Source organism: Nocardia sp. NPDC005746 (assembly GCF_040630785.1).
Classification (GTDB): Bacteria; Actinomycetota; Actinomycetes; order Mycobacteriales; family Mycobacteriaceae; genus Nocardia.
In genome coordinates this window covers 38,511-60,613 of the sequence record NZ_JBEXYE010000012.1, presented here as the reverse complement: position 1 = coordinate 60,613, position 22,103 = coordinate 38,511, and the positions used below count along the sequence as shown (strand labels likewise).

Annotated in this window: 19 protein-coding genes, 1 tRNA gene and 1 pseudogene; 6 read left to right on the top strand and 15 right to left on the bottom strand. The window is 68.9% G+C overall.

Annotated features, from left to right (window positions below):
- Nucleotides 1-5: 5 nt before the first annotated feature.
- The 4 genes from ABZ412_RS22875 to dapE form a co-directional block, all read right to left on the bottom strand.
- On the bottom strand, nucleotides 6-1,775 hold the full coding sequence (locus ABZ412_RS22875) for a long-chain-acyl-CoA synthetase (RefSeq protein WP_357283300.1): 1,770 nt from the start codon (nucleotides 1,773-1,775) through the stop codon (nucleotides 6-8).
- A 99-nt stretch (nucleotides 1,776-1,874) separates the two neighbouring features.
- Nucleotides 1,875-2,426, bottom strand: a complete 552-nt coding sequence (locus tag ABZ412_RS22870) for a TIGR00730 family Rossman fold protein (protein ID WP_357283298.1) — start codon at nucleotides 2,424-2,426, stop codon at nucleotides 1,875-1,877.
- Nucleotides 2,420-3,223 carry a TIGR00730 family Rossman fold protein gene (locus tag ABZ412_RS22865; protein ID WP_357283297.1) on the bottom strand — a complete coding sequence of 268 codons (804 nt, stop codon included), beginning with the start codon at nucleotides 3,221-3,223 and terminating at the stop codon, nucleotides 2,420-2,422. The genes ABZ412_RS22870 and ABZ412_RS22865 overlap by 7 nt, the downstream gene beginning before the upstream one ends.
- A gap of 65 nt (nucleotides 3,224-3,288) precedes the next feature.
- Nucleotides 3,289-4,395 carry a succinyl-diaminopimelate desuccinylase gene (dapE, locus tag ABZ412_RS22860; protein WP_357283295.1) on the bottom strand — a complete coding sequence of 369 codons (1,107 nt, stop codon included), beginning with the start codon at nucleotides 4,393-4,395 and terminating at the stop codon, nucleotides 3,289-3,291.
- 109 nt (nucleotides 4,396-4,504) lie between these two features.
- Here dapE and dapD point away from each other — a divergent pair, with 109 nt between their 5' ends.
- Nucleotides 4,505-5,467, top strand: coding sequence for a 2,3,4,5-tetrahydropyridine-2,6-dicarboxylate N-succinyltransferase (gene dapD / locus ABZ412_RS22855; RefSeq protein ID WP_357283294.1), 963 nt, complete (start codon nucleotides 4,505-4,507; stop codon nucleotides 5,465-5,467).
- 77 nt (nucleotides 5,468-5,544) lie between these two features.
- Here the strand turns inward: dapD and ABZ412_RS22850 are convergent, their stop codons facing one another.
- The 3 genes from ABZ412_RS22850 to ABZ412_RS22840 form a co-directional block, all read right to left on the bottom strand.
- Nucleotides 5,545-5,856: a hypothetical protein gene (locus ABZ412_RS22850; RefSeq protein WP_357283292.1), complete on the bottom strand. Its 312-nt coding sequence runs from the start codon at nucleotides 5,854-5,856 to the stop codon at nucleotides 5,545-5,547.
- Nucleotides 5,857-5,956: 100 nt separating this feature from the next.
- Nucleotides 5,957-6,328 carry a PPOX class F420-dependent oxidoreductase gene (locus ABZ412_RS22845; protein ID WP_357283290.1) on the bottom strand — a complete coding sequence of 124 codons (372 nt, stop codon included), beginning with the start codon at nucleotides 6,326-6,328 and terminating at the stop codon, nucleotides 5,957-5,959.
- A gap of 34 nt (nucleotides 6,329-6,362) precedes the next feature.
- Nucleotides 6,363-7,772 carry an acyl-CoA synthetase gene (locus ABZ412_RS22840; RefSeq protein WP_357283691.1) on the bottom strand — a complete coding sequence of 470 codons (1,410 nt, stop codon included), beginning with the start codon at nucleotides 7,770-7,772 and terminating at the stop codon, nucleotides 6,363-6,365.
- Between the two features lie 157 nt (nucleotides 7,773-7,929).
- Here ABZ412_RS22840 and ABZ412_RS22835 point away from each other — a divergent pair, with 157 nt between their 5' ends.
- Entirely contained in the window at nucleotides 7,930-8,784 is an 855-nt protein-coding gene (locus ABZ412_RS22835) for an oxygenase MpaB family protein (protein WP_357283289.1), read from the top strand.
- 13 nt (nucleotides 8,785-8,797) lie between these two features.
- On the opposite strand, the gene ABZ412_RS22830 is transcribed toward ABZ412_RS22835, so the two are convergent.
- Complete coding sequence (locus tag ABZ412_RS22830; RefSeq protein WP_357283287.1) at nucleotides 8,798-9,430, bottom strand: TetR/AcrR family transcriptional regulator; 633 nt, start codon at nucleotides 9,428-9,430, stop codon at nucleotides 8,798-8,800.
- Nucleotides 9,431-9,578: 148 nt separating this feature from the next.
- Here ABZ412_RS22830 and ABZ412_RS22825 point away from each other — a divergent pair, with 148 nt between their 5' ends.
- The gene (locus tag ABZ412_RS22825) at nucleotides 9,579-10,442 is read left to right on the top strand and encodes an oxygenase MpaB family protein (RefSeq protein ID WP_357283286.1); all 864 of its coding nucleotides are present in this window, start codon (nucleotides 9,579-9,581) and stop codon (nucleotides 10,440-10,442) included.
- Nucleotides 10,443-10,463: 21 nt separating this feature from the next.
- On the opposite strand, the gene ABZ412_RS22820 is transcribed toward ABZ412_RS22825, so the two are convergent.
- The 7 genes and pseudogenes from ABZ412_RS22820 to cofG form a co-directional block, all read right to left on the bottom strand.
- Nucleotides 10,464-11,423, bottom strand: coding sequence for a proline dehydrogenase family protein (locus tag ABZ412_RS22820; protein WP_357283284.1), 960 nt, complete (start codon nucleotides 11,421-11,423; stop codon nucleotides 10,464-10,466).
- Nucleotides 11,423-13,057, bottom strand: coding sequence for an L-glutamate gamma-semialdehyde dehydrogenase (gene pruA, locus ABZ412_RS22815; RefSeq protein WP_357283282.1), 1,635 nt, complete (start codon nucleotides 13,055-13,057; stop codon nucleotides 11,423-11,425). Before pruA ends, ABZ412_RS22820 begins: the two co-directional genes overlap by 1 nt.
- A 232-nt stretch (nucleotides 13,058-13,289) precedes the next feature.
- Nucleotides 13,290-14,777, bottom strand: coding sequence for a GMC oxidoreductase (locus ABZ412_RS22810; RefSeq protein WP_357283281.1), 1,488 nt, complete (start codon nucleotides 14,775-14,777; stop codon nucleotides 13,290-13,292).
- A 353-nt stretch (nucleotides 14,778-15,130) separates the two neighbouring features.
- Nucleotides 15,131-15,204, bottom strand: a tRNA-Asp gene (locus tag ABZ412_RS22805).
- A gap of 70 nt (nucleotides 15,205-15,274) precedes the next feature.
- A complete protein-coding gene (dapC, locus tag ABZ412_RS22800) occupies nucleotides 15,275-16,381 on the bottom strand; it encodes a succinyldiaminopimelate transaminase (RefSeq protein WP_357283279.1) in 1,107 nt (368 codons plus the stop codon).
- A gap of 9 nt (nucleotides 16,382-16,390) precedes the next feature.
- Nucleotides 16,391-16,714: a ferredoxin gene (gene fdxA, locus ABZ412_RS22795; RefSeq protein WP_040812194.1), complete on the bottom strand. Its 324-nt coding sequence runs from the start codon at nucleotides 16,712-16,714 to the stop codon at nucleotides 16,391-16,393.
- A 148-nt stretch (nucleotides 16,715-16,862) separates the two neighbouring features.
- Nucleotides 16,863-18,173, bottom strand: a pseudogene (gene cofG / locus ABZ412_RS22790) (7,8-didemethyl-8-hydroxy-5-deazariboflavin synthase CofG); the annotation flags it as partial.
- 174 nt (nucleotides 18,174-18,347) lie between these two features.
- On the opposite strand from cofG, the gene ABZ412_RS22785 reads away from it, so the two are divergent.
- The 3 genes from ABZ412_RS22785 to ABZ412_RS22775 all read left to right on the top strand — a co-directional run bounded on the left by ABZ412_RS22785 (nucleotide 18,348) and on the right by ABZ412_RS22775 (nucleotide 22,101).
- The gene (locus ABZ412_RS22785) at nucleotides 18,348-19,841 is read left to right on the top strand and encodes a hypothetical protein (RefSeq protein ID WP_357283278.1); all 1,494 of its coding nucleotides are present in this window, start codon (nucleotides 18,348-18,350) and stop codon (nucleotides 19,839-19,841) included.
- A gap of 95 nt (nucleotides 19,842-19,936) precedes the next feature.
- Nucleotides 19,937-20,443 (top strand): PH domain-containing protein, encoded by a 507-nt coding sequence (locus ABZ412_RS22780; RefSeq protein ID WP_357283276.1) that lies wholly within the window; start codon nucleotides 19,937-19,939, stop codon nucleotides 20,441-20,443.
- On the top strand, nucleotides 20,440-22,101 hold the full coding sequence (locus tag ABZ412_RS22775) for a PH domain-containing protein (RefSeq protein WP_357283274.1): 1,662 nt from the start codon (nucleotides 20,440-20,442) through the stop codon (nucleotides 22,099-22,101). Before ABZ412_RS22780 ends, ABZ412_RS22775 begins: the two co-directional genes overlap by 4 nt.
- Nucleotides 22,102-22,103: the final 2 nt, after the last annotated feature.

Genomic DNA, 22,103 nt, shown 5'->3' with positions numbered 1-22,103 from the left:
GATATTCAGTTGCCGGGCGCGCGCCCCGCGGCGACATCGGCAACGTATTCGGGATAGGCCGGGACGTAGCCTTCTGCGCGGCCCGCGAGGACGTAGAGAGCGCTCTCGGCGTCCGGCGAACAGCCTTGTTTGCGCAGTTCCACTTTGCGGTTCTTGAACGTGGAGGTCTGCTCCAGTTCGGGCACCACGCGGATGAACAGCGGGACCGCGTAGGTGGGCAGGCGGTCGTAGAGGGCCTTGGCGGCGACCTTGCCGTCGAAGTGCGCGTCCTCGTGCAGGGTCACCGCGGCCATGCCCGCCTTGCCGTCCGTGCCGGGGATGTCGACGCCGTAGACGACCGCCTGGGTGACCTCGCCGATGCCGTCGAACGCGCCCTCGACCTCGGTGGTGGCCACGTTCTCGCCCTTCCAGCGGAAGGTGTCGCCGAGCCGGTCCACGAAGGCGATGTGACCGAAGCGCTGGTCGCGGACCAGGTCGCCGGTGTCGAACCAGCAGTCGCCGTCGGCGAAACCGTCACGCACCAGCTTGGATTCGGTGGCGGAGGCATCGGTGTAGCCGTCGAACGGCGAGCGGTCGGTGACCTTGGCCAGCAGCAGCCCGACCCCGCCCGCGGGCACCCGGCGCAGCCTGCCATCGGGGTGGCGCAGCGCCTTGCCGGTGGCGTCGTCGTATTCCACGATGGCGAAGGGCAGCGGGGTGAATCCGGCGGTGCGGGCGACGGAGAAGGCGTTGATGAAGGCGACGTTTCCCTCACTGGCGCCGTAGAACTCGACGATCCGCGCGATGCCGAACCGCTGCTGGAACTCGTCCCACAGTTCGGGGCGCAGGCCGTTGCCGACGCACAACCGGATCGTGTGCTGCCGGTCGGTGGGCTTGGCCGGCTGGTTGAGCAGATAGCGGCACAGTTCGCCGATGTAGACGAAGGCGGTGGCCCGGTTGGCGATGGCCTCGTCCCAGAAGCGGGTGGCTGAGAACTTGCGGCCCAGCGCGAAGGTGGCGCCGCCCGCGATCACCGAGGACAAGGCCACCGTGAGGGCGTTGTTGTGATAGAGCGGCAGGCAGCTGTAGAGCGTGTCCTTGCCGTCCAATCGCACTCCGAGCCCGCCGATCCCGGCCATGGACTTGGTCCAGCGCATGTGGGTCATGACGCTGGCCTTGGGCAGGCCGGTGGTGCCGGAGGTGAAGATCAGGTAGGCGCGTTCCTTGGCCGTGATCTGTTCGGTGACAGCGGGATTCGAGGGGTCGGCGGTGGCGGCCTCGGCCTCCAGCTGTTCGGTCCACAGCAGGGCGGGCCGGGTCTCGGTGAGGGTCTCCAGCGCGTCGGCGCACTCCTCGCCGATGACGTCGAGCACCGAGTTCAGCAGTCCGAAGCTGTGCCGCAGCACCACGTCTCGCTGGTTGTGGTTGAGCAGGCCCGCGGTGGCGCCGAGTTTCACCGTGGCGAGCACGGTGAACAGCGCCTCGGGCCGGTTCACCATGAGGATGCCGACCACGTCGCCGCGCGTGACGCCGTGCGCCGCGAGCACCTTCGCGTACCGATTGACCAGCGCGTTGGCCTCGCCCCAGGTGTATTCGCGCCCTTCGAATCTCAGGAAGGGCCGGTCCGGGTGCTTGGCCGCGCCACGCTGGAAGAACAGTCCGATCGACGCCTTGTCGCCGGCTTTCACCGCCAGGCGCCCGACATTGCGGATCATGCCGGGTGCTTGCAATGCCATGCCGGGCAGGGCGCGAACCAGGTCGAGCAGGCTGACCGTCGATCGGGCGTCGGTAATCACTTCGTTGTGCTCCTCACCGGGTCGTGCGAACGCCCCGCTCTCGTGTGCCTACCCTGACCGATTTGTCCGATCTTGTCGAGTGAAACCGAGGAGTTCCGGTCAGCGGGTGGGACGCAGCCCGGCGAAGGCGGTGTCGAAGCTCTTGGTCACCAGCACCCGGTCGATGGCCTCCAGCCCGGCGTAGCCGCGCACCCGCAGCTCACCGATCCAGTCGAACAGTCCGCGGTAGTGGTCCTGCGGGTCGAGCACCACCACCGGTTTGGCGTGCACGCCCAGATAGGCGCCGGTCCAGGTTTCGAAGAGCTCCTCGAGCGTGCCGATGCCGCCGGGCAAGGTGAGGAAGGCGTCGGCGCGCTCGTCCATGACCTGTTTGCGCTCGCGCATGGTGTCGGTGACGATCAGCTCGTCGGCGTCGGTGTCGGCGACCTCCTTGTGCACCAGGTGCTTGGGGATGACGCCGACGGTGTGCGCCCCGCCTGCCCGCGCCGCCTGCGCGACCGCGCCCATCATGGAGACGTTGCCGCCGCCGGACACCAATTGCCAACCGCGACGACCGATCTCGGTGCCGACCCGGGTGGCCAGGTCCAGCGCCACCGGATCGTCGACGCTGGCCGAGCAGTACACGCAGACCGCGTAGGCATCGCTCACCATTGCTCCTCCGCCCCTGTCTCGTTCATCTCCCGGCGTGCCCGCGCGGCCAGGGTGACGATCTCCACCACCTCGTCGACGCTGTCGGTGACGTGCAGCAACCCCAGGTCACCGGACGCGATCTTGGCCGAGCCGAGCAGCGAGTGGCGCATCCAATCCACCAGTCCCGCCCAGTATTCGGTGCCGAACAGGATGATCGGGAAGCGGGTGATCTTGTGGGTCTGCACCAGGGTGAGCGCCTCGAACAGCTCGTCGAGGGTGCCGAAGCCGCCGGGCATGCATACGAACGCCTGGGAGTACTTCACGAACATGGTCTTGCGCGCGAAAAAGTACCGGAAGTTGATGCCGAGGTCGACCCACTCGTTGAGGTGCTGTTCGAACGGCAGCTCGATGCCGAGGCCGATCGAATAGCCGCCCGCCTCCGACGCGCCCCGGTTGGCCGCCTCCATCACGCCCGGCCCGCCGCCGGTGATGACCGCGAAACCGGCATGGGCCAACGCGCTTCCGATCGCGACCCCGGCTCGATACTCGGCCGAGTCGGCGGGCGTGCGGGCGGAGCCGAAGACGGCCACCGCGCGCGGCACCTCCGCCAAAGCGCCGAAGCCCTCGACGAATTCGGCCTGGATCCTCAGGACGCGCCACGGGTCGGTGTGGACCCAGTCGGCCGGACCGCGCTCGTCGAGCAGATGCTGATCGGTGGTCCCGATCCCCTTCTTGCGGTCCCGCCGCAACATGATCGGGCCCCGGAACCGTGGTGTCTTCGACAAAGCCACACCCTCGTTTTCGCCGTCAGCAGACATAATGGCAACCGTACAGCGAGCGAATGGCCGTTGTCGGTCGCTCGTTCAGCGTGGTGCTGAACAGTTCATCGGCTTTTCTCGCCGGTGAGGTAGCTGCGCAGCATCGAGGCCACCTGGGTGATCTGGTCGACGGGCAGGTGCTCGTCGCGCTTGTGCGCCAGGTTCGGGTCGCCGGGACCGAAATTCACGGCGGGCATGCCGCGGGCGGCGAATCGCGAGACATCGGTCCAGCCGTACTTGGCGCGCACCCCGCCGGAGCCGTGCGCGTGCACGATCTCGATGAGGTCCTTGGCGGCCGGATTCGACAGGCCGGGCAGGGCGCCGGGCGCGCCGTCGGTGCGCTCGAAATCCAGTTCCAGTCCGGCGAACACCTCGCGCACGTGCTCGGTGGCCTGGTCCAGGGTGCGGTCGGGGGCGAAGCGGAAGTTCACGTCCACGGTGGCGACGTCGGGCACCACATTGCCCGCCACGCCGCCCTCGACGCGGACCGCGGACAGGCCCTCGCGGTAGGTGCAGCCGTCGATCTCGACCTCGCGGGCCTGATATCCGGCCAGCCGCTCCAGGATCGGGGCGAGGCGGTGAATGGCGTTGTCCCCCAGCCAGGCTCGCGCGGTGTGGGCGCGGACGCCGGCGGTGGTCAGCCGGACCCGCAGGGTGCCCTGGCAACCCGCCTCGATCCAGCCGCCGGACGGCTCACCGAGGATCGCCAGGTCGCCCTCGAGCCATTCGGGGAGTTCGCGTTCGATGCGGCCCAGCCCGTTGTACTCGGCGGCGATCTCCTCGCAGTCGTAGAAGATGAGGGTCAGGTCGTGCACCGGGTCGGCGACGGTGGCGGCCAGGTGCAGGAAGACCGCGTCGCCGGACTTCATATCGACGGTGCCGCAACCCCACAGCTGCCGTTCGCCGTCGGCGGTGGTCTCGAAGTGGCCTGGCACATTGTCGGCGATCGGCACGGTGTCCAGGTGCCCCGCCAGGATCACCCGGCTGGGCAGGCCCCGATTGGTCCGCGCCAGCACGGTATTGCCGTGGCGCAGGATCTCGAATCCGGTGGTCTGCTCGCGCATGGCCTTTTCGACGATGTCGGCGATGACCTTCTCGTTCCGAGAGACGCTCGGAATATCCACGAGCGCGGCGGTGAGTGAAATCGGGTCGGCTCTCAGATCGATGGTCACTCGATCCACCCTAAAGGAGGAATAACCGCAGTTCTTCGCACGGTCGCTGCGTTGGCACAAATCGGCACCGCATGCGGTATGAATTCGCAGCCCGGTAACGTGTGGGGACGTGAGTACTCAGGGAGCAGCAGCAGTCGGCCTCGCCACCATCACCGTCAACGGGACGGTCCTCGACACCTGGTACCCGTACCCGACACTCGGTGAATTCTCCGCCGACGAGGTGGGCACGGTGCGGCTGGACGCCTCCGATCCCGAGTACGCCAAGTTCGCCGCCTCGGCCGGTGTCGACGAGGACCGGCGGGTCGAGACCGTGGTGGTCCGCACCGTCATCGCCGACCTGGCCGCCGCGCCGATCGACACCCACGACGCCTACCTGCGTCTGCACCTGCTCTCGCATCGCCTGGTCCGCCCGCACGGCGCGAACCTCGACGGCATCTTCGGGCTGCTCGCGAACGTGGTGTGGACCAACCACGGTCCGTGCTCGACCGAGGAGTTCGAGCTGACCCGCCTGAAGCTGCGGGCCCGCGGCCAGGTCACCGTGTACGGCGTCGACAAGTTCCCGCGCCTGGTGGACTACGTGCTGCCCTCGGGTGTCCGTATCGCCGACGCCGACCGCGTACGCCTGGGCGCGCACCTGGCCTCGGGCACCACCGTCATGCACGAGGGCTTCGTCAACTTCAATGCCGGCACGCTCGGCAATTCCATGGTGGAGGGCCGGATCTCGGCCGGTGTGGTGGTCGGCGACGGCTCCGACGTCGGCGGCGGCGCGTCCATCATGGGCACCCTGTCCGGCGGCGGCAAGCAGGTCATCTCGCTGGGCGAGCGCTGCCTGCTGGGCGCCAACTCGGGCCTGGGCATCTCGCTCGGCGACGACTGCGTGGTGGAGGCGGGCCTCTACGTCACCGCGGGCACCAAGGTGGCGCTGCCCGACGGCCAGATCGTGAAGGCCGGTGAGCTGTCCGGCAAGTCGAACCTGCTGTTCATCCGCAACTCGCTGACCGGCGCGGTCGAGGTTCGCCCGCGCAAGGGCACCGGCATCGAACTGAACGCGGCCCTGCACGCCAACGACTGAGATGTAACAAACGAAAACCCCTGTCGGCTCGGGCCGCAGGGGTTTTCGTCATTTTCGGGCTCAGCCGCGGGCTGCGCTCACTTGTACAGGGCGCACCACGGAGCGGGCTGTCCGTCGAGCGGCGGGATCGGGCTGGTGTTGTTGCACTGGCCCGAGCCGGTCTGGAGAGCCTTGATCAGGTTCGAGGAACCGGCCGCCGACGGATCGAACGATCCGGTGCCGGTGGGCCCGGTGTTCACCGATCCGGTGCCGGTGGGCCCGGCGACGGGCTCGGCGGGTTGCGGCATCGGGGTGAGCGGCAGTGGCGCGGCGGTCGCCGCGGCGGCGGGGGCCAGCAGTCCGGCGAGGACGGCGGTGGCGGCCATGGTGGTGCGCAGTGCGGTGGGCATCGTTCGGCCTTCCTGGATGACGGGAAACAACCTCCAGGACGCTAGGGGCGGCCCCGAGCCGCGGCCAGACCCCGAAACCCTCGGCAGCAGAACCTCGGTGTCAGTCGATGCCGAAGGCGATGACGCGCTCCGGGATGATGCGGATGATCTCCGGGGACAGGCCGGGGTAGAACGGTTCGACATCACGCAGAGCCTGTGCGGTGCCGCGGATTTCGAGGCAGCGCACGGTCCACGGGTCGACGGAGGGCACGTCGTCGACGACGAAGGCGATCCGGTCCTCCTTCGACAGATTCCGGAACTTCTGGCTGGCGCCCATCTGGTGGCCGCCGATGTCGATGGTGCCGAGCGCCGCGTTGTAGCGGTAGCCGACCGGATTGTTCTGCGGGGAGCCGTCGGGCCGGACGGTGGCGAGCCGTCCGAGCCGCTGACTGTTCAGGTAGTCGATCTGGGCGGGCGACAGGGATACGGTCATGGCGATCACGCTAGAACCTCGACCGCGCTTCAGGTCAAGACAAGAGCTTCTTCTGCACCTTGCCCATGGCATTGCGCGGCAGCGCGTCCACCAGGCGCACCTCGCGGGGCCGCTTGTGCACCGAGAGTTCCCCCGCCACATGGGCGATGAGCTCGTCGGCGAGGGCTTCGTCGGCGCTGTCCCGCGGCACCACGTACGCGACGATGCGCTGCCCGAGGTCCTCGTCCGGGACGCCGATGACGGCGGTCTCGGCCACCGCGGGATGCCCCAGCAGGGAGGTCTCGATCTCACCGGCGCCGATCCGGTAGCCGCCGGATTTGATCAGGTCCACCGATTCCCGGCCCACGATGCGGTGGAAGCCCTCGGCGTCGATGACGGCCACGTCACCGGTCTTGAACCAGCCGTCGGCGGTGAAGTTCTCGGCGGTCACCTCCGGCTTGCCCAGATAGCCGTCGAACAGCATGGGTCCCCGAACCTGAAGTCCGCCAACGCTTTCCCCGTCATGCGGCACCGGCGCGCCGGACTCGTCACGCAGCCGGGTCTCCACCCCGGCGACCGGGGTGCCCACCCAGCCGGGGCGGCGTTCGCCGTCGGGCCGGGTGGAGAGGGTGATCATGGTTTCGCTCATGCCGTAGCGCTCGATCGGGGCGTGCCCGGTGAGGTCGGCCAGCCGCTCGAACACCGGCACGGGCAGCGGGGCGCTGCCGGAGATCAGGATGCGCGCTTTCGCCAATTCCCGTGCGGCGTCCGGCTCCTCGACGATCCGCGACCACACGGTGGGGACGCCGAAGTACATGGTGCCGCGCGCGTCGGCGTAGGCGCGCGGGGTGGGCTTGCCGGTGTGGACCAGCGGGCTGCCCGCCCGCAGCGGGCCGAGCAGGCCGAGGATCAGGCCGTGCACGTGGAACAGCGGGAGGCCGTGCACCAGAATGTCGTTCGAGGTCCAGCCCCACGCCTGGATCAGGGCGTCCAGCCCGGCGGCGATGGCGCCGCGGCTCAGCATCACGCCCTTGGGCGCGCCCGTGGTGCCGGAGGTGTAGAGCACGAAAGCCGTTGCGGTCCCGGCGGGTTCGGCGTACCGATGCCAGGATCGGGCGTGCTTGCGGACCGGGATCACCGGCAGCTCGGAGCCTTCGGGGGCCTTGCCCAGCCAGGCCTGGGCCTCCGAGTCGCGCAGGATGTGGGCCAGTTCCGCGCTGCCCGCGTCCGGCGGGACCGGGACCACGGTGACCCCGGCGATCAGGCAGCCGACCACCGCGAGCACGGTGGCGACGGTCGGCTCGGCCAGCACCGCGACCCGGCGGGCCTGGGCGACGCGTTCGGCGACCGAGGTGGCCGCGCCGAGCAGATCACTACGCGACAGGGTCTCCCCGTCGATGGTGACGGCATCGGGGATATCGGCTCCGGCGGCGATGGCGGCCGGATTCAGCGAACTCAGCAACAGCGGCGACACGGGCTCACGCTACCCGAGGTCGCGGTCCGCCGACCCGCTGCCGCAGCGCGCAACGGTTCGCTTGCGAAGCCGTCGCGCCGGTTGACAGACCACCCGAGTGGGTAAGACAGTTTCTGTACAACCTTCTCACCCGAGGATGTGGTCAACGATGACCAGGCCGCTGCCCCACCCCGTCGAATCCGCCGCGCCCGCACCGGAGATCGATGTCCGCCGCTACCTCGACGGCGCGGCCGGTTTCTTCGGCGCGGCCGCGAACGTGATCATGCAGCTCTCCAATCCCCCGGTCGGCTACGGCGTGGTGGAGAGCCCGGTGGAGTCCGGGAACGTCATGATCCACCCGTTCAAGCGGCTGCGCACCACCCTGACCTACCTGGCCGTCGCGCTGCTGGGCACCGAGGAGGACCGCGCCGCCTACCGTCAGGCCGTGGACGCCGTGCACAAGTACGTCCGGTCCCGCCCGGACAGCACCGTGAAGTACAACGCCTTCGATCCGAGACTCCAACTCTGGGTGGCGGCCTGCCTGTACTGGGGCGCGCGCGACCTCTACGAACGCATGCACGGCCCGATGGACGACTACGCCGCCGACGCCTTCTATCACCACGCCGCCCGGCTGGGCACCACCCTGCAGGTGCGGCCGGAGATGTGGCCCGCCGACCGCGCCGCCTTCGACCGGTATTGGGCCGAGAATCTCGCCAGGACGCGCATCGACCCGAAGATCAAGGCCTACTTCGACGATCTCATCGACCTGAAGATGCTGCCCCGCCCGCTGCGCCCGCCGTTCGCCGGCGTGCACCGCTTCTTCGTGACCGGCCTGCTGCCGCAACACCTCCGGGACGAGATGGGTATGACCTGGACGCCGCGTCAGGACCGGGCGCTGGCCGCGATGCTGCGCACCGCGGGCGTGGTCGAATCCGTGGTGCCGCCCACGCTGCGCGCCTTCCCGCTCAATGTCTATCTCACCGATATGCGACTGCGCCGCAGACTGGGCCTGCGGCTGGTGTGAGAACGCCTGCCGGTCAGAGGATTCGGAAGCTCGGGATGACGTGGTCGCGGGCGAACTGCCGCAGGGCCGCCGGATCGTCGAGCGGGATGACGGTCTGCGGGGTCAAGGCCAGCGACAGCGCGGCTCGGGCGGTGAACTCCGCCAGCGGCAGCGGATCGTACTGCGGCAGTTTGCCTTCCGCCTGCAACCGGGCGATGAATTCGGCCAGGTAGTCGCGGCCCAGCTCGATCACGGGCGCGCCCCGCACGGTCAGGTAGGGCAGCACGATCTCGGGTTCGGTCTTCAGCAGCCGATCCAGAAGCTGGTTGCGGCGCAGCCCCTCGGTGAAGGCCACGAACAACGCGACGATCTGTTCTTCGGCGCTGGCGTCGGCCTCGATCGGACCCTGCACGGCGGCGTCCACGTCGTCGATGAATTGGCGGGCCTGCCGCAGCCCGACGGCCTGGATGAGATCGTTCTTCCCGGCGAAGCGCCGGTAGAGGGTGGCCAGCGAGAGTCCGCCACGCCGGGCGACCTCGACCATGCTGGTGCGTTTGATACCGAAGTCCAGGAAGGCGAGCAGGGCGGCGTCGAGGACCTTGGCCTGATTGCGGTCCTCGGGGCCGGATCCGCGGACGAGCGGCAGCAGTTTGGCCAGTTTGGCCATGGTCCGGGCCCTTTCCGGTCGCAAAGAAACGGTGAGGCACTAATCTTCGCACATTGACACCGGCACCCCACGATGAGAAGGTGAGTGGCGAAATTTCTCACACTCTCCTCACCCGGCGAGGAGTGACGACCGAGGAGTCGAGTCAACGATGACCGCCCCGCTGCGCAAGTTCGACGAGTTTCCCCCGGCCTATCAGCCGTTGACCCCCGCGGACATCCGTGAGCACATCGACGGCGTCGCGGCGTTCCTCGGCGGCGCCGCCAACGTCGTCATGCAGCTCTCGCTCAAGCCGGTCGCCTACGGCGTCATGGAAAGCGACGTCGACAGCGGCAAGGTGACCCTGCACCCGGTCAAGCGGCTGCGCACCACCCTCACCTACCTCTCGGTCGCCCTGCTCGGCAACGACCTGGACCGCACCACCTACCGCGAGGCCGTGAACGGCGCGCACCGCAGCGTCCACTCCAAGCCCGGCGGACCCGTCAAGTACAACGCCTTCGACCCCAAGCTCCAGCTGTGGGTGGCGGCCTGCCTGTACTGGGGTGTCGACGACCTGTACCACCGCATGCGCGGCCCGATGGATCCCGAACTGGCCGAAGCCTTCTACCAGTACTGCGCCCGCCTGGGCACCACGCTGCAGATGCGCCCGGAGATGTGGCCCGCCACCCGCGAGGACTTCTACGCCTACTGGGACGAGAACCTCGCGACCAAGTCCATCGACGGACCCACCCGCAAGTACTTCAACGACCTCACCGATCTGAAGATGGTGTCGTGGCCGGTGCAGTTCGCCCTGGGCGGCCTGCACCGCTTCATCGTCACCGCGCTGCTCCCCCAGCACCTGCGCGACGAGATGTCCATGACCTGGAGCGCCCGCGACGAGCGCGTCTTCACCGGCTTCCTGCGCGTGATCTCCGCGGTCTGGACCCGCATGCCCACGATGCTGCGGCTGTTCCCCTACAACTTCTTTCTGGCGGACATGCGCCTGCGCCGCCGCTTCGGCCGTCCGCTGCTCTGAGCCCGACGAAGTCGGAGGGCCTCAGCCGCGCTCGGCCAACGCGCGCAGGAAGAAGCCGAGATTGGCCGGGCGTTCGGCGAGACGGCGCATGAGGTAGCCGTACCACTGGGTGCCGTAGGGGATGTAGACCCGCAGCGAGTGGCCGTCGTCGGCCAGGCGGCGCTGTTCGGCGTCGCGGATGCCGTAGAGCATCTGGAACTCGAAATCGCCTGGTTTGCGGTGGTTTTCGGTGGCGAGCGCGAGCGCTGCGGAGATCATGGCCGGGTCGTGTGAGGCGATCATGGGGTACCAGGCGTTGCGCAACAGCACCTCGAGGCAGCGCAGGTAGGAGGCGTCCACCTCGGCGCGGCGCTGGTAGGCGACGGTGCCGGGTTCCTGATAGGCGCCCTTGCACAGGCGGATTCGGGTGCCGTCGGCGGCCAGGTCGCGGGCATTGTGCTCGGCCTGACGCAGGTAGGTCTGCAACGCTACCGCCAGCCACGGGAATTCGGTGCGGGCATTGCGGACCGCTGCGAGGGTGTCGGCGGTCGTGGTGTGGTCCTCGGCGTCGACGGTCACCCAGACGTGGCGTTCGACGGCCTTCGCGCACAGCTTGTGCAGGTTCTCCGCGGCGATGGCCGGACCGTCCTGCCCCAGGGACTGGCCCAGCGCCGACAGCTTGAGCGAGACCTCCACCCGCGGGATGTCGGTGAGCACCCCGGCGGCCGTCCGGTCCGCCTCGGCCAGGTCGTCGATGAGCGAGAAGTATTCCGCCACAGCGGCATCCGCCTGGGAGCGGTCGGTGGTGTACTCGCCCAGGAAATCGATGCTGACCGAGCGCCCGCTCTCCAGCAGCGCCCGCGCGACCGGCACCATGTCCGCGCGGGTCTCCCCCGCGACGAACCGCCGCACCACGGCGGCGGTCGCCGGCACCTTCGTGATGACGTCCTTGATCCGGGACGACCCGGCGGCCGCCAGGATCGCCGGGCGCAGTGGGTTCATCACGCCTCCATGTGGGGGTAGCGGTACTCGGTGGGCGGGACGAACGTCTCCTTCAGGGTGCGGGGCGCGACCCAGCGCAACAGGTTGAGGTGGGAGCCGGCCTTGTCGTCGGTGCCCGAGGCCCGGGCGCCGCCGAAGGGCTGCTGGCCGACCACCGCGCCGGTGGGCTTGTCATTGATGTAGAAGTTCCCGGCCGCGAATCGCAGTGTGCCGGTGGCGGATTCGACGGCCTGGCGGTCGCGGGCGAAGATGGCGCCGGTGAGGGCGTACGGGGAGGTCCCGTCCACCACGTCCATGATCTCCTCGAAGGCGTCGGGCGCGCCGTCGTCGTAGACGTAGACCGACAGGATCGGGCCGAAGTACTCGGTCTCGAAGGATTCGTCGCCCGGGTCGTCGCTGAGCAGCACGGTCGGCCGCACGAACCAGCCCTCGCTGTCGTCGTAGCCGCCGCCCGCCGGAATCGACACGCCCTGCTCGCGGGCGCGCCCGATGGCGGCCACGCACTTGGCGTAGGAGCGGTCGTCGATCACGGCCCCGCCGAAATTCGAGAGGTCGGCGACATCCCCGTAGGTCAGCGACTCCACCTCGGCCAGGAAGTCCGAGCCCATCCGCCGCCACACCGATTTCGGAATGTAGGCGCGCGAGGCGGCCGAGCACTTCTGGCCCTGATATTCGTAGGCGCCGCGAATCATGGCCACGCGCAGCGCGTCCGGATCGGCGGAGGGGTGCGCGAGGATGAAGTCCTTGCCGCCGGTCTCGCCCACCAGCCGCGGATAGCCGTGGTATCGGCCGATATTCGAGCCCACCGTCTGCCACAGGTATTGGAAGGTGCGCGTCGATCCGGTGAAGTGGATGCCCGCCAGCCGCGGATCGGCCAGCACGGCCTCCGACAGCTGCGCGCCGTCACCGGTCAGCATATTGATGACACCCGGCGGCAGGCCGGCCTCCTCCAGCAATTTCATGGTGTAGTAGGCCGAAAGCGTCTGTGTCTGAGAGGGTTTCCACACGACCGTATTGCCCATGAGCGCGGGCGCGGTGGGCAGGTTCCCGGCGATGGCGGTGAAGTTGAAGGGCGTGATGGCGTACACGAACCCTTCGAGGGGCCGGTAGTCCATCCGATTCCACACGCCCGGTGAGGATTGCGGCTGTTCCCGCAGGATCGCCCGCGCGAAGGCCACATTGAACCGCCAGAAGTCGACCAGTTCGCACGGTGCGTCGATCTCGGCCTGCTGCACCGATTTCGACTGTCCGAGCATGGTGGCGGCGGCGATGGTCTCACGCCAGGGTCCGGACAGCAGGTCGGCGGCGCGGAGCAGGATGGCGGCCCGCTCCTCGAAGGGCATGGCCCGCCAGCCGGGGGCGGCCGCGGTCGCCGCGGCGATGGCGGCCCGGGCTTCGTCGTGGGTGGTGTTGGCGTAGGTCCCCAGTACGTGCCGGCGCCGGTGCGGCATCACGATTTCGCGGCGTTCACCCGCGCCGGGCTGATGTTTGCCGCCGATCACCAGCGGCACTTCAACGGCTTCGGCGGAGAGTTCGGCCAGCCGCCCGGCCAGCAGCTCGCGTTCGCGGCTGCCGGGGGCGTAGGTGTGCACCGGTTCATTGACGGGAGCGGGGACAACCGTGACAGCGTCCATATCCAACACTATCGCGATCGTCCCCGCCCGGCCGGACAGAACACGCCCCGGCGGCCGCTACAGAGGAATTTTTACGTCAGTGAAAGTCCACTCCCCCGCCTCCCCGGGACTTCTGCGGCCGACTGGGTGCCGTCCGCCGATACCGCCCCGGGGCTGCGGTAGGAACCGAACCGATTCTGGCCGTACCCGGGGAGTTACCCCCACGGTTCGAGATCAGATGTCATCTTTCGACTCAGTGGAAGTCCTCGGCGATGATCTTCTCAATGTTGCGTTCCGCCAACGCCGTAATCGTGACGAAGGGGTTGACGGTGGTGAAGCCGGGGATCAGCGAGCCGTCGATGACGTAGAGGCCCGGGTAGGACGAGAGGCGCCCGTAGTTGTCGGTGGCCACATTGAGCACGCAGCCGCCCAGCGGGTGATACGCGAAGTCGTCGCCCCAGGTCTTGTAGGTACCGAACAGGTCGGTCCGGTAGATGGTGCCTTCCTTCTTGTTGATCTTGTCGAAGATCCGCTTGGCCGCGTCGATGCCGGGCTGGTTCCAGGCGGTCTGCCAGTTCAGGTCGACGCCGCCGCTGCCCGAGTTGTAGGTGAACTTGGCGCGGTTCGGGTTCTTGGTGATGGCCAGGTACAGGCTGGCGAAGGTCTCGATCCCGGCCGGGAACGGCGATACCTCGGCGAAGGCCGGGCCACCGGTGTCGGCCAGGTTGTCGATGCCCAGGCAGGGGATGCAGGACTGCAGGCTGCCGGTGGCGTCCCAGGCCTGGTTCTGCCGGGCCACCATGACATTGCCGTTGTTGCCCCAGCCCGCGCCGACCGAGTCGGGCAGGTTGGGCAGCTTGCCGGTGGCCTTCTGGGTGACCAGCAGTTTGCTGGTGCCCACGCTACCGGCCGCGAAGAAGACCTTCTGCGCCGTAACCGTTTTCGACTTCACGGTGTTGCCGCTGGTGTCGATCTGGTTCATCACGACCGAGAACCCGCCGCCGTTGGCCGGGGACACGGTGGTGACCACGTGCTGCGGGACGATGGTCACCTTGCCGGTGGCCGAGGCGTCCGCGAGATAGGTCTTGTCGAGGGAGTTCTTGCCGTAGTTGTTGCCGTAGATGACCTCGGCGTTGAGGGCGGAGCGCGGCGCGGTGTTGGCCTGCTCCTGCTTCATGTAGTTGAAGTCGTAGACGTTGGGGACGAAGGTCCAGTTGAAGCCGGACCGCTCGGCCTGCTTACGCCCGACGCGCGCGAACTGGTAGCAGTCGGCGCTCTCGAACCAGTTCGAGTCGATGTTGTTCACCTTCAGCCCGGCATTGGCGCGCGGGTAGTAGGTGCTGTACATCTCGCCCGGGTCCACCGAGGGCAGGATGGTCGGGAACCAGCTCTGCTGCGGCGTCACCGCCATACCGCCGTTGACCAGCGAGCCGCCGCCGACGCCGCGGCCCTGGTAGATGCGAATCCCGCTGAACTGCTCGGAATCCAGCACGCCGGTGTACCGGGAGATGGACTTGTTGTAGGGCGCGCCCATGAAGTGGTTGACGGGCTGGTCGGTCTCGGTGCGCAGCCAGAACGAGCGGCCGTCCGGCTTGAGCATGGTGCAGAAGACCTTGCCGTCGGAGCCGGGCTGGCTCCAGGACATGCCCTTCTCGACCATGACCACGTTCTGCCCGGCCTGCGCGAGCCGCAGGGCCGCCACCGCGCCGCCATAACCTGTTCCAATTACCAGGACCGGCATCTGGTCGCCGTCATTGATGGACCCGGCGGGTAAGGCCTGGGCCGCTGGGAGCTTCCCTAGTAGCGCGGCCGCCCCGAGAACAACCCCCGTTGCAGCTAGGAACCCTCGTCGGCTGACATTGCTGCCATAGACACTCTTGCCGGGGGTTTCATAAGACAATCCACGCACTGAAATACTCCTCATCGAGTTGCGATGAGAACTTGTTATAGATGTTCTGGAGTGAACGTGTGTCAGTTTTCACAAAACGAGAGCTGACAACATATCTCGCTAACCGAGAGCAACCGGGGACGCGCCAAGCGGGGCGGGCAGCAAAAAGCCTCCCCACCGAAATCGGTGGGGAGGCTGTGTACTTGCGACCCTGACGGGACTCGAACCCGCGACCTCCGCCGTGACAGGGCGGCGCGCTAACCAACTGCGCCACAGGGCCTTACGAATCGCTCGGCCATCCGGCCTGGCGACGTCGTAGACGGTATCACGCGAGCCCGGGTAACCGAAAATCAGCTGGTCAGACGGTCAGCCGCGGTCGCGATGCGCTCGTCGGTGGCCGTGAGGGCAATGCGCACATGCTGATTCCCGCGCGGTCCGTAGAACTCGCCCGGGGCCGCCAGGATGCCGCGCGCGGCCAGCCAATCCAGGGTGGTGCGGCACGGCTCGTCGCGCGTCGACCACAGGTACAGGCCCGCCTCGGAATCGTCGATCCGGAATCCCGCGCGCAGCAGCGCATCTCGCAGCACCACCCGGCGGGCACGGTAGCGGTCCTTTTGCTCGACCTCGTGCGCGTCATCGCCGAGCGCCGCGGTCATGGCCGCCTGGATCGGGAAGGGCAGCATCATGCCGGAGTGCTTGCGCACCTCCAGCAGCTCCGCCACCAGCTCCGGGTCACCGGTCACGAAACCCGCGCGGTAGCTGGCCAGGTTCGAGGTCTTGGACAGCGAGTGGATGGCCAGCAGGCCGGTGTGATCACCGTCACACACCTCGGGATCGAGGATCGAGACCGCGCGACCCTCCCAGGCCAGGCCCAGGTAGCACTCGTCGGAGGCCACGATCGCGCCGCGCTCGCGGGCGAACCGCACCACCTTGCGCAGATGGTCGACGCCGAGCACCTTGCCGGTCGGGTTGGACGGCGAGTTCAGGAAGATCAGCGCGGGCCGCTCGGGGCCCAGCGCCACCGTGCTGTCGGCGCGCAGGTACCGGGTACCGGCGAGCAGCGCGCCCACCTCGTAGGTCGGGTACGCGACCTCGGGGATGACCACCAGATCCGCGGCACCCAGCCCCAGCAGCCGCGGCAGCCCGGCGATGAGCTCCTTGGTGCCGATGGCCGGCAGCACCGCCGCCGGGTCCACCCCCGTGATCCCGAATCGCCGCTTCAGGGCCGCCACGACGGCCTCACGCAATTCGGGCGTGCCGTGTGTGGTCGGGTACCCGGGAACCTCCGCCACCGACGAAAGCGCCTCGCGGATCAGCGGATCCACCGGATCGACCGGGGTTCCGACCGACAGGTCGACGATGCCGTCCGGATGCGAAGCGGCCTTCGCCTTCACCGAAGCGATGGTGTCCCAGGGAAAATCGGGTAGCAGTGCGCTGACCCGGCCACGCGCGGTCAAATCTCGGTCCTACTCGCTCGCCATCGGCGGCAGCGCGGCGATGAACGGCGGGTCGTAGTCGACCTTGCCGACCTTGGTGGCGCCGCCCGGGGAACCCAGGTCGTCGAAGAAGTCGACGTTGGCGTTCACGTAACCGGCCCACTGATCCGGGGTGTCGTCTTCGTAGAAGATGGCCTCCACCGGGCAGACCGGCTCACACGCACCACAGTCCACGCACTCGTCGGGTTGGATGTACAGCATGCGTCCGCCCTCGTAGATGCAGTCCACGGGGCATTCCTCGATGCACGCCTTGTCCTTCACGTCAACGCACGGTTCAGCGATGATGTACGGCACTGCCGCTCTCCTAGTCTGTCCACACCTGAGGGGGATACCTCCCCCCGGCGAAACCCTATCCCGGCCAGCCAACATTACTCTTGCACAGCCTGCCCTAACTTCGCGCGGTCACCTCGGGCCCCAGGCTGGGCCGCGGGAGGTCGTCCCAGTCCTGCCACGGCAGGCCCTTCGGCCGCACGTCGGCGGCCAGGCCGGTCACCGGATCGGTCAGCGCGGCCACGTGGCCCGCGATGCGCGGATCGATCCAGGGCTCGCCGGCCAGCACGTATTCCGGATGGGCGGTGACGCGCTCGGTGAGCACGTAGCCGCAGTCGGCGGTGATCCGCGCCAGGGTGTCCAGGTTCGGCCACGGGCGTTCCGGGTTCACGTGGTCCGGGGTCAGCGGCGAGACCCCGCCCCAGTCGTCGATGCCCGCCCCCAGCAGCGCCCGGCATTCTTCGAGCGACACCAGGTTCGGCGGGGCCTGGATGCGCATACCCGGCCCCATCACCAGGCGGGTCACCGCGATGGCGGCGCGGAACTCCTCCATCCCGGCGTCGGGGCTGTGCCGCATGGCGGTGTCGTGCTTGGCCAGGAAGTTCTGCACGATGACCTCCTGCACGTGCCCGAAAGCCTTGTGCAGCTGGTGAATCGCGAGAATGGACTCGGCCCGCTCGACGATGGTCTCGCCGATGCCCACCAGGATGCCGGTGGTGAACGGCACCGAGAGGCGACCGGCGTCGGTCAGCGCCCGCAGCCGCACCGCCGGATCCTTGTCCGGCGAGCCGTAGTGTGCCTGACCGGGTTCGGTGAACAGCCGGGTGGAGGTGGTCTCCAGCATCATGCCCATGGACGGCGACACCGGCTTGAGCCACGCCAGTTCCTCATGGCTCATCACGCCGGGGTTCAGGTGCGGCAGCAGCCCGGTCTCCTCGAGCACCCGGATCGCCATGGCGCGGATGTAGTCCAGGGTGGAGGCGTAGCCGCGTTCGTCGAGCCACTGCCGGGCCTCGGGCCAGCGGTCCTCGGGACGGTCACCGAGCGTGAAAAGCGCTTCCTTGCAACCGAGTTCGGCGCCCTGCCGGGCGACGTCGAGGATCTCCTCGGGCTCCATGTACATGCCCTTGCCCTGGGCGCGCAGCTTGCCGGGCACGGTGACGAAGGTGCAGTAGTGGCAGCGGTCGCGGCACAGGTGGGTAATGGGGATGAACACTTTGCGCGAGTAAGTGATCGGCAGGGTCTCGCCCGCGTACCCGGATGCCCGCAGCCCGGCGTCGCGCACCCGCGCCGCCGATTCGCACAGCTCGACCAGGTCCGCGCCGCGCGCCCGCAGCAGCACCACGGCCGCGTCCAGGTCGAGCGTCGCGCCGTCCCGGGCCCGTCCCAGTGCGGCCCGCATGGCCTCGGCATCGGGCGTCACCTGCTCCCGCGGCGCGCTGGGCAGGCTCGGGGTGGGTAGATCCGTCACGTCCACGATCATGCGCCATCCATCCCGCTGATCCGACTCGGGTGCCATGGAACGGGGCAACCCGCGAGCCCGCCGAGGTTATTCCAATGCAATTACTTGCATCCTCGAGTACATCTATTCAAATCTCGGAAACGATCCCATAGCCTCGCGGGCGACTACTTCCCAGCAGAAAAGGGAGAGATCTTCGTGCTCGCGCAAATCCGACGTGCCGCCGTCGTCGCCGGCCTCGGCGCCACCGCCCTGCTCACCATCGCCACCAGCACCGCATCGGCCTTCGGGCCGCTCCCACCGGCCAATCCCTATCTGGGACCGGTCGGCACCGCGACCATGCACGGCGATTCGGAAGCCTCCGACACCACCCCGCTGCCGGGCGTCGGCACCGGCGGGGTGAACGCCGACTTCCATGAACAGGGCGCGGCCTGCCCGACCATTCTGCAGGGCGCGGACGGCCTCCCGCAGGCGCTGTGCACCAAGATCACCGACCGCGCGCCCGAGGTGCTGCTGCTGGATCCGAGCAACGGCAACACCCTCGCCAAGCTCGACCTCACCAAGGGCAGCCTGCTCGGCGGCGTCTACGCCTACCTCGACAACCAGGACCGGATGGTCACCGTCGACGGCTCCGGCAATCTGCTGCGCATCGGGCACCAGCGCGGCTCCGACGGCAAATGGTCGCTGTCCATCGCGTCCAAAACCGATGTGACACAGGCGGTCACCGGGCATTGCGGGGGCGGCGACTGCGACGCGGTCAGCTCCGTCTCCCCCGACTACCAGGGCCGAGTCTGGTTCGCCACCGACGGCGCGGCCGCCGGATTCGTCAACCTCGACGGCAGTGCGCGCTCCATCGTGCTCGCGCCGGGCGAGAACGTGGCCAACAGCATCGCCACCGGACCCCAGGGCATGGCCGTCGCCACCGACCACGCCCTCTACCTGCTCGATGTGGACGGCGGCGGCAACCCGCGGATCGTCTGGCGGCAGGCCTACGACCGCGGCCCCGCCCGCAAACCCGGCCAGCTGAGCTGGGGCACCGGCGCCACCCCGACCTTCTTCGGCCCCGGCGACGGCACCGAATACCTGGCCATCACCGACAACGCCGCCACCAAGGAGAACCTGCTCGTCTACAACACGGCCACCGGCACGCCCGTCTGCTCGGTGCCCGCCATCGACGGCACCGAGAACTCCCCCATCGGATCCGGCAACAGCGTGTTCGTGGCCAGCACCTACGGCTACCCGTACCCGGCGCTGCCGCCCAACGCGGGCACCAGCCAGCCCGCCAGCGCGCCGATCTCGGGCGGTATGACCCGCATCGACGTCACCGGCTCCGGCTGCACCGTGGTGTGGACCAACACCGTGCCGTCCTCGGCGGTGCCGCGACTGTCCGTGGCGGACGGCAAGATCTACACCTTCACCCGGCACTCGCTGCTCGGCAGCGGCAGCAGCGCGCTCGGCAGCGGCAGTTCCGCGCTCGGCAGCGGCAGCGCGGGTCTGGGCAGCGGCAGCGCGGGCGTCACCGACAACTACAGCTTCGCGGTGATCGACGCCGATACCGGCAAGGTCGACTCCGAGCAGTTCGTCGGCGCGACCACGATCAACGACACCCTGGAAATGGTCGGCACCATCGCGCCCGGCCGAATCCAGTACCAGGGCACCACGACCGGGCTGTACCGCGTCACACCCAAGTAGGCGTCTGCCGCGGCGGCGGAGGCGAAAGAACCGAGCGTCCGGTACTCACTCGCAACAACCGCCTCCGCGGCCCGATTCATGCAAGCATGGGCACCATGTCCCAGCCCCTCGCTCCCGGCGGCCTGCTGGCCGACCCGGCCCGGCGGCCCAGCCCCCGCGCCAAACTGCTGTGGGCGCTGAGTGCCGCCCTGTCCTGGGTGGTGCCGGTCCTCGGCGTGGGGGTCTGGGCGTTGTTCGACACGCACCGGCGTGGACTCCAGGGCCTGGTGCTCGGAATCGTGCTGCTGGCAGCGGTTTTCAGCATCGTGGTGATTCCGCTGTGGCGGTACGCGGTGCACCGGTGGGAGATCACCGACGAGGCCGTCTACACCCGGACCGGCTGGTTCACCCAGGAGAGCCGGGTCGCGCCGATCACCCGGGTGCAGACGGTCGACACCTATCGCGGGCCGCTCGAGCGACTGCTCGGGCTGGCCACCGTCACCGTCACCACCGCCTCCTCGGCGGGGGCCGTGCACATCAGCGCACTGGCATTGGCCGACGCGCGGGACACCGTCACCCAGCTGACCGCGATCGCCGCCCAGCACCGCGGGGACGCCACGTGAGCAAGCCGCCCCACCAGCCGGACGACTTCTCCGATTCCTATCCTACAGAACAGCTTTCACCGCTGCCCGCGAGACTCGAACCGGCCGGCGCGGGCTGGCAGCGGCTCGACAAGCGCATGCTGCTGGTGCACCCGGTCACCGAACTCATCCGCTTCATCCCGGTGCTGATCGCCACGCTGGTCGCGGGCGCCCGCGCCGACAGCCCGCTCTGGAGCCTCACCGTGGTCGGCGTGATCGTGGCCTTCGCGCTCACCCGCTGGTTCACCACCACCTACCGCATCACCCCCGACAATGTGGAACTCCGCACCGGCCTGATCCAGCGCAAACGACTCTCCGTCCCGCGCAACCGGGTCCGCTCGGTGGACGTGGAGGCCGACCTGCTGCACCGGGCGCTCGGACTGGCCGTGCTGTCCATCGGCACCGGGCAGCACACGGACAAACGGGAGCAGTTCAAGCTGGACTCCCTGGACGCGAAACTGGTGCCGGCCCTGCGGACCACACTGCTGGCACACACCCGGGCGGGCACGGAATCGGCTGCCCCGCAGTCGATCACGCCCGAAGCCGCCGCCCCGGCCGTGGCCGGTGACGCCGTGGAGATCGCGCACTGGCAGGCCGAGTGGGTGCGGTACGCCCCACTCTCACTGACCGGCTTCGCCATCATCGCCCCGGTCGTCGGTCTGGCCTTCCAGTACGGCTTCGCGCAGATCTTCCTGAAGTCCGGCACCGTCCAGGATGTCGGCCACCGCAGCGCGGGCGTCATCGCGGGCGTCATCGCACTGCTGATCGTGCTGCTCGTGGTCGTGGTCAGCGTGGCCGCCTGCGCCCGCTACCTGCTGACCTGGTTCGGGCTCCAGGTCCACGACGACGGCAAGACCCTCACCATCCGGCACGGCCTGCTCACCACCCGCCAGACCACCCTCGACCTGGCCCGCCTGCGCGGCGCGACGGTGAACGAGCCGCTGCTGCTGCGCCTGGCCGGGGCCGCCGAGCTCGAGGCCATCATGACCGGCACCAGCCCGCGGCAGAAGATCCTGCCGCAGGCTCCGCGCGCCGCCGTGCACCGGACGCTCGCCCACCTGCTCGGCGCCGTCCGGGCCGGAACGACCAACACGACATCGTCTGCCACACAACCGATCTCCGCCGTGTCGGCGGTGGGCGCCGCCGATGCCCCCGCGCTCGTCACCGTGCCGCTGCTCCCCCACGGACCCGCCGCCCGTCGCCGCCGCTACACCCGGGCGCTGGGGCCGCTCGCGGCGGCCGCCGCGGTCCTCCTGGTGATCTCCCTTGCGGGAGGCCATGTTCCGCCGTGGGTCTGGATCGCGCTCGCCGTAGCCGTGCCGCTCGCCGTAGCCCTCGCGTGGGACCGGTACCGCGGACTCGGCCACGCCGTCCTCCCCGCCACGGACGGCAAGCCAGCCTGGCTCATCACCCGCAGCGGCTGCCTGGACCGCGACCGCGACTGCCTGGAAGCCCCCGGCGTCATCGGCTGGACCGTGCGCCAGACCTTCTTCCAGCGCCGCGCGGGCGTCGCCACCGTGGTGGCGGCGTCGGCGGCGGGCAAGAAGCGGTATCACGTCATCGATCTGCCGCTGGAGCGGGCGTGGGAGCTGATCGAGGCGGTCACGCCGGGACAGCTGGGTCTCCCGGCTCGGCGGTGATC

Bases quoted from the DNA above. Each gene is read 5' to 3' on its own strand.
- ABZ412_RS22870 (WP_357283298.1), bottom strand. From the start codon at position 2,426: ATGGTGAGCGATGCCTACGCGGTCTGCGTGTACTGCTCGGCCAGCGTC.
- ABZ412_RS22865 (WP_357283297.1), bottom strand. From the start codon at position 3,223: ATGTCTGCTGACGGCGAAAACGAGGGTGTGGCTTTGTCGAAGACACCA.
- ABZ412_RS22850 (WP_357283292.1), bottom strand. From the start codon at position 5,856: ATGCCCACCGCACTGCGCACCACCATGGCCGCCACCGCCGTCCTCGCC.
- ABZ412_RS22845 (WP_357283290.1), bottom strand. From the start codon at position 6,328: ATGACCGTATCCCTGTCGCCCGCCCAGATCGACTACCTGAACAGTCAG.
- ABZ412_RS22835 (WP_357283289.1), top strand. From the start codon at position 7,930: ATGACCAGGCCGCTGCCCCACCCCGTCGAATCCGCCGCGCCCGCACCG.
- ABZ412_RS22830 (WP_357283287.1), bottom strand. From the start codon at position 9,430: ATGGCCAAACTGGCCAAACTGCTGCCGCTCGTCCGCGGATCCGGCCCC.
- ABZ412_RS22825 (WP_357283286.1), top strand. From the start codon at position 9,579: ATGACCGCCCCGCTGCGCAAGTTCGACGAGTTTCCCCCGGCCTATCAG.
- ABZ412_RS22820 (WP_357283284.1), bottom strand. From the start codon at position 11,423: ATGAACCCACTGCGCCCGGCGATCCTGGCGGCCGCCGGGTCGTCCCGG.
- pruA (WP_357283282.1), bottom strand. From the start codon at position 13,057: ATGGACGCTGTCACGGTTGTCCCCGCTCCCGTCAATGAACCGGTGCAC.
- ABZ412_RS22810 (WP_357283281.1), bottom strand. From the start codon at position 14,777: ATGCCGGTCCTGGTAATTGGAACAGGTTATGGCGGCGCGGTGGCGGCC.
- ABZ412_RS22780 (WP_357283276.1), top strand. From the start codon at position 19,937: ATGTCCCAGCCCCTCGCTCCCGGCGGCCTGCTGGCCGACCCGGCCCGG.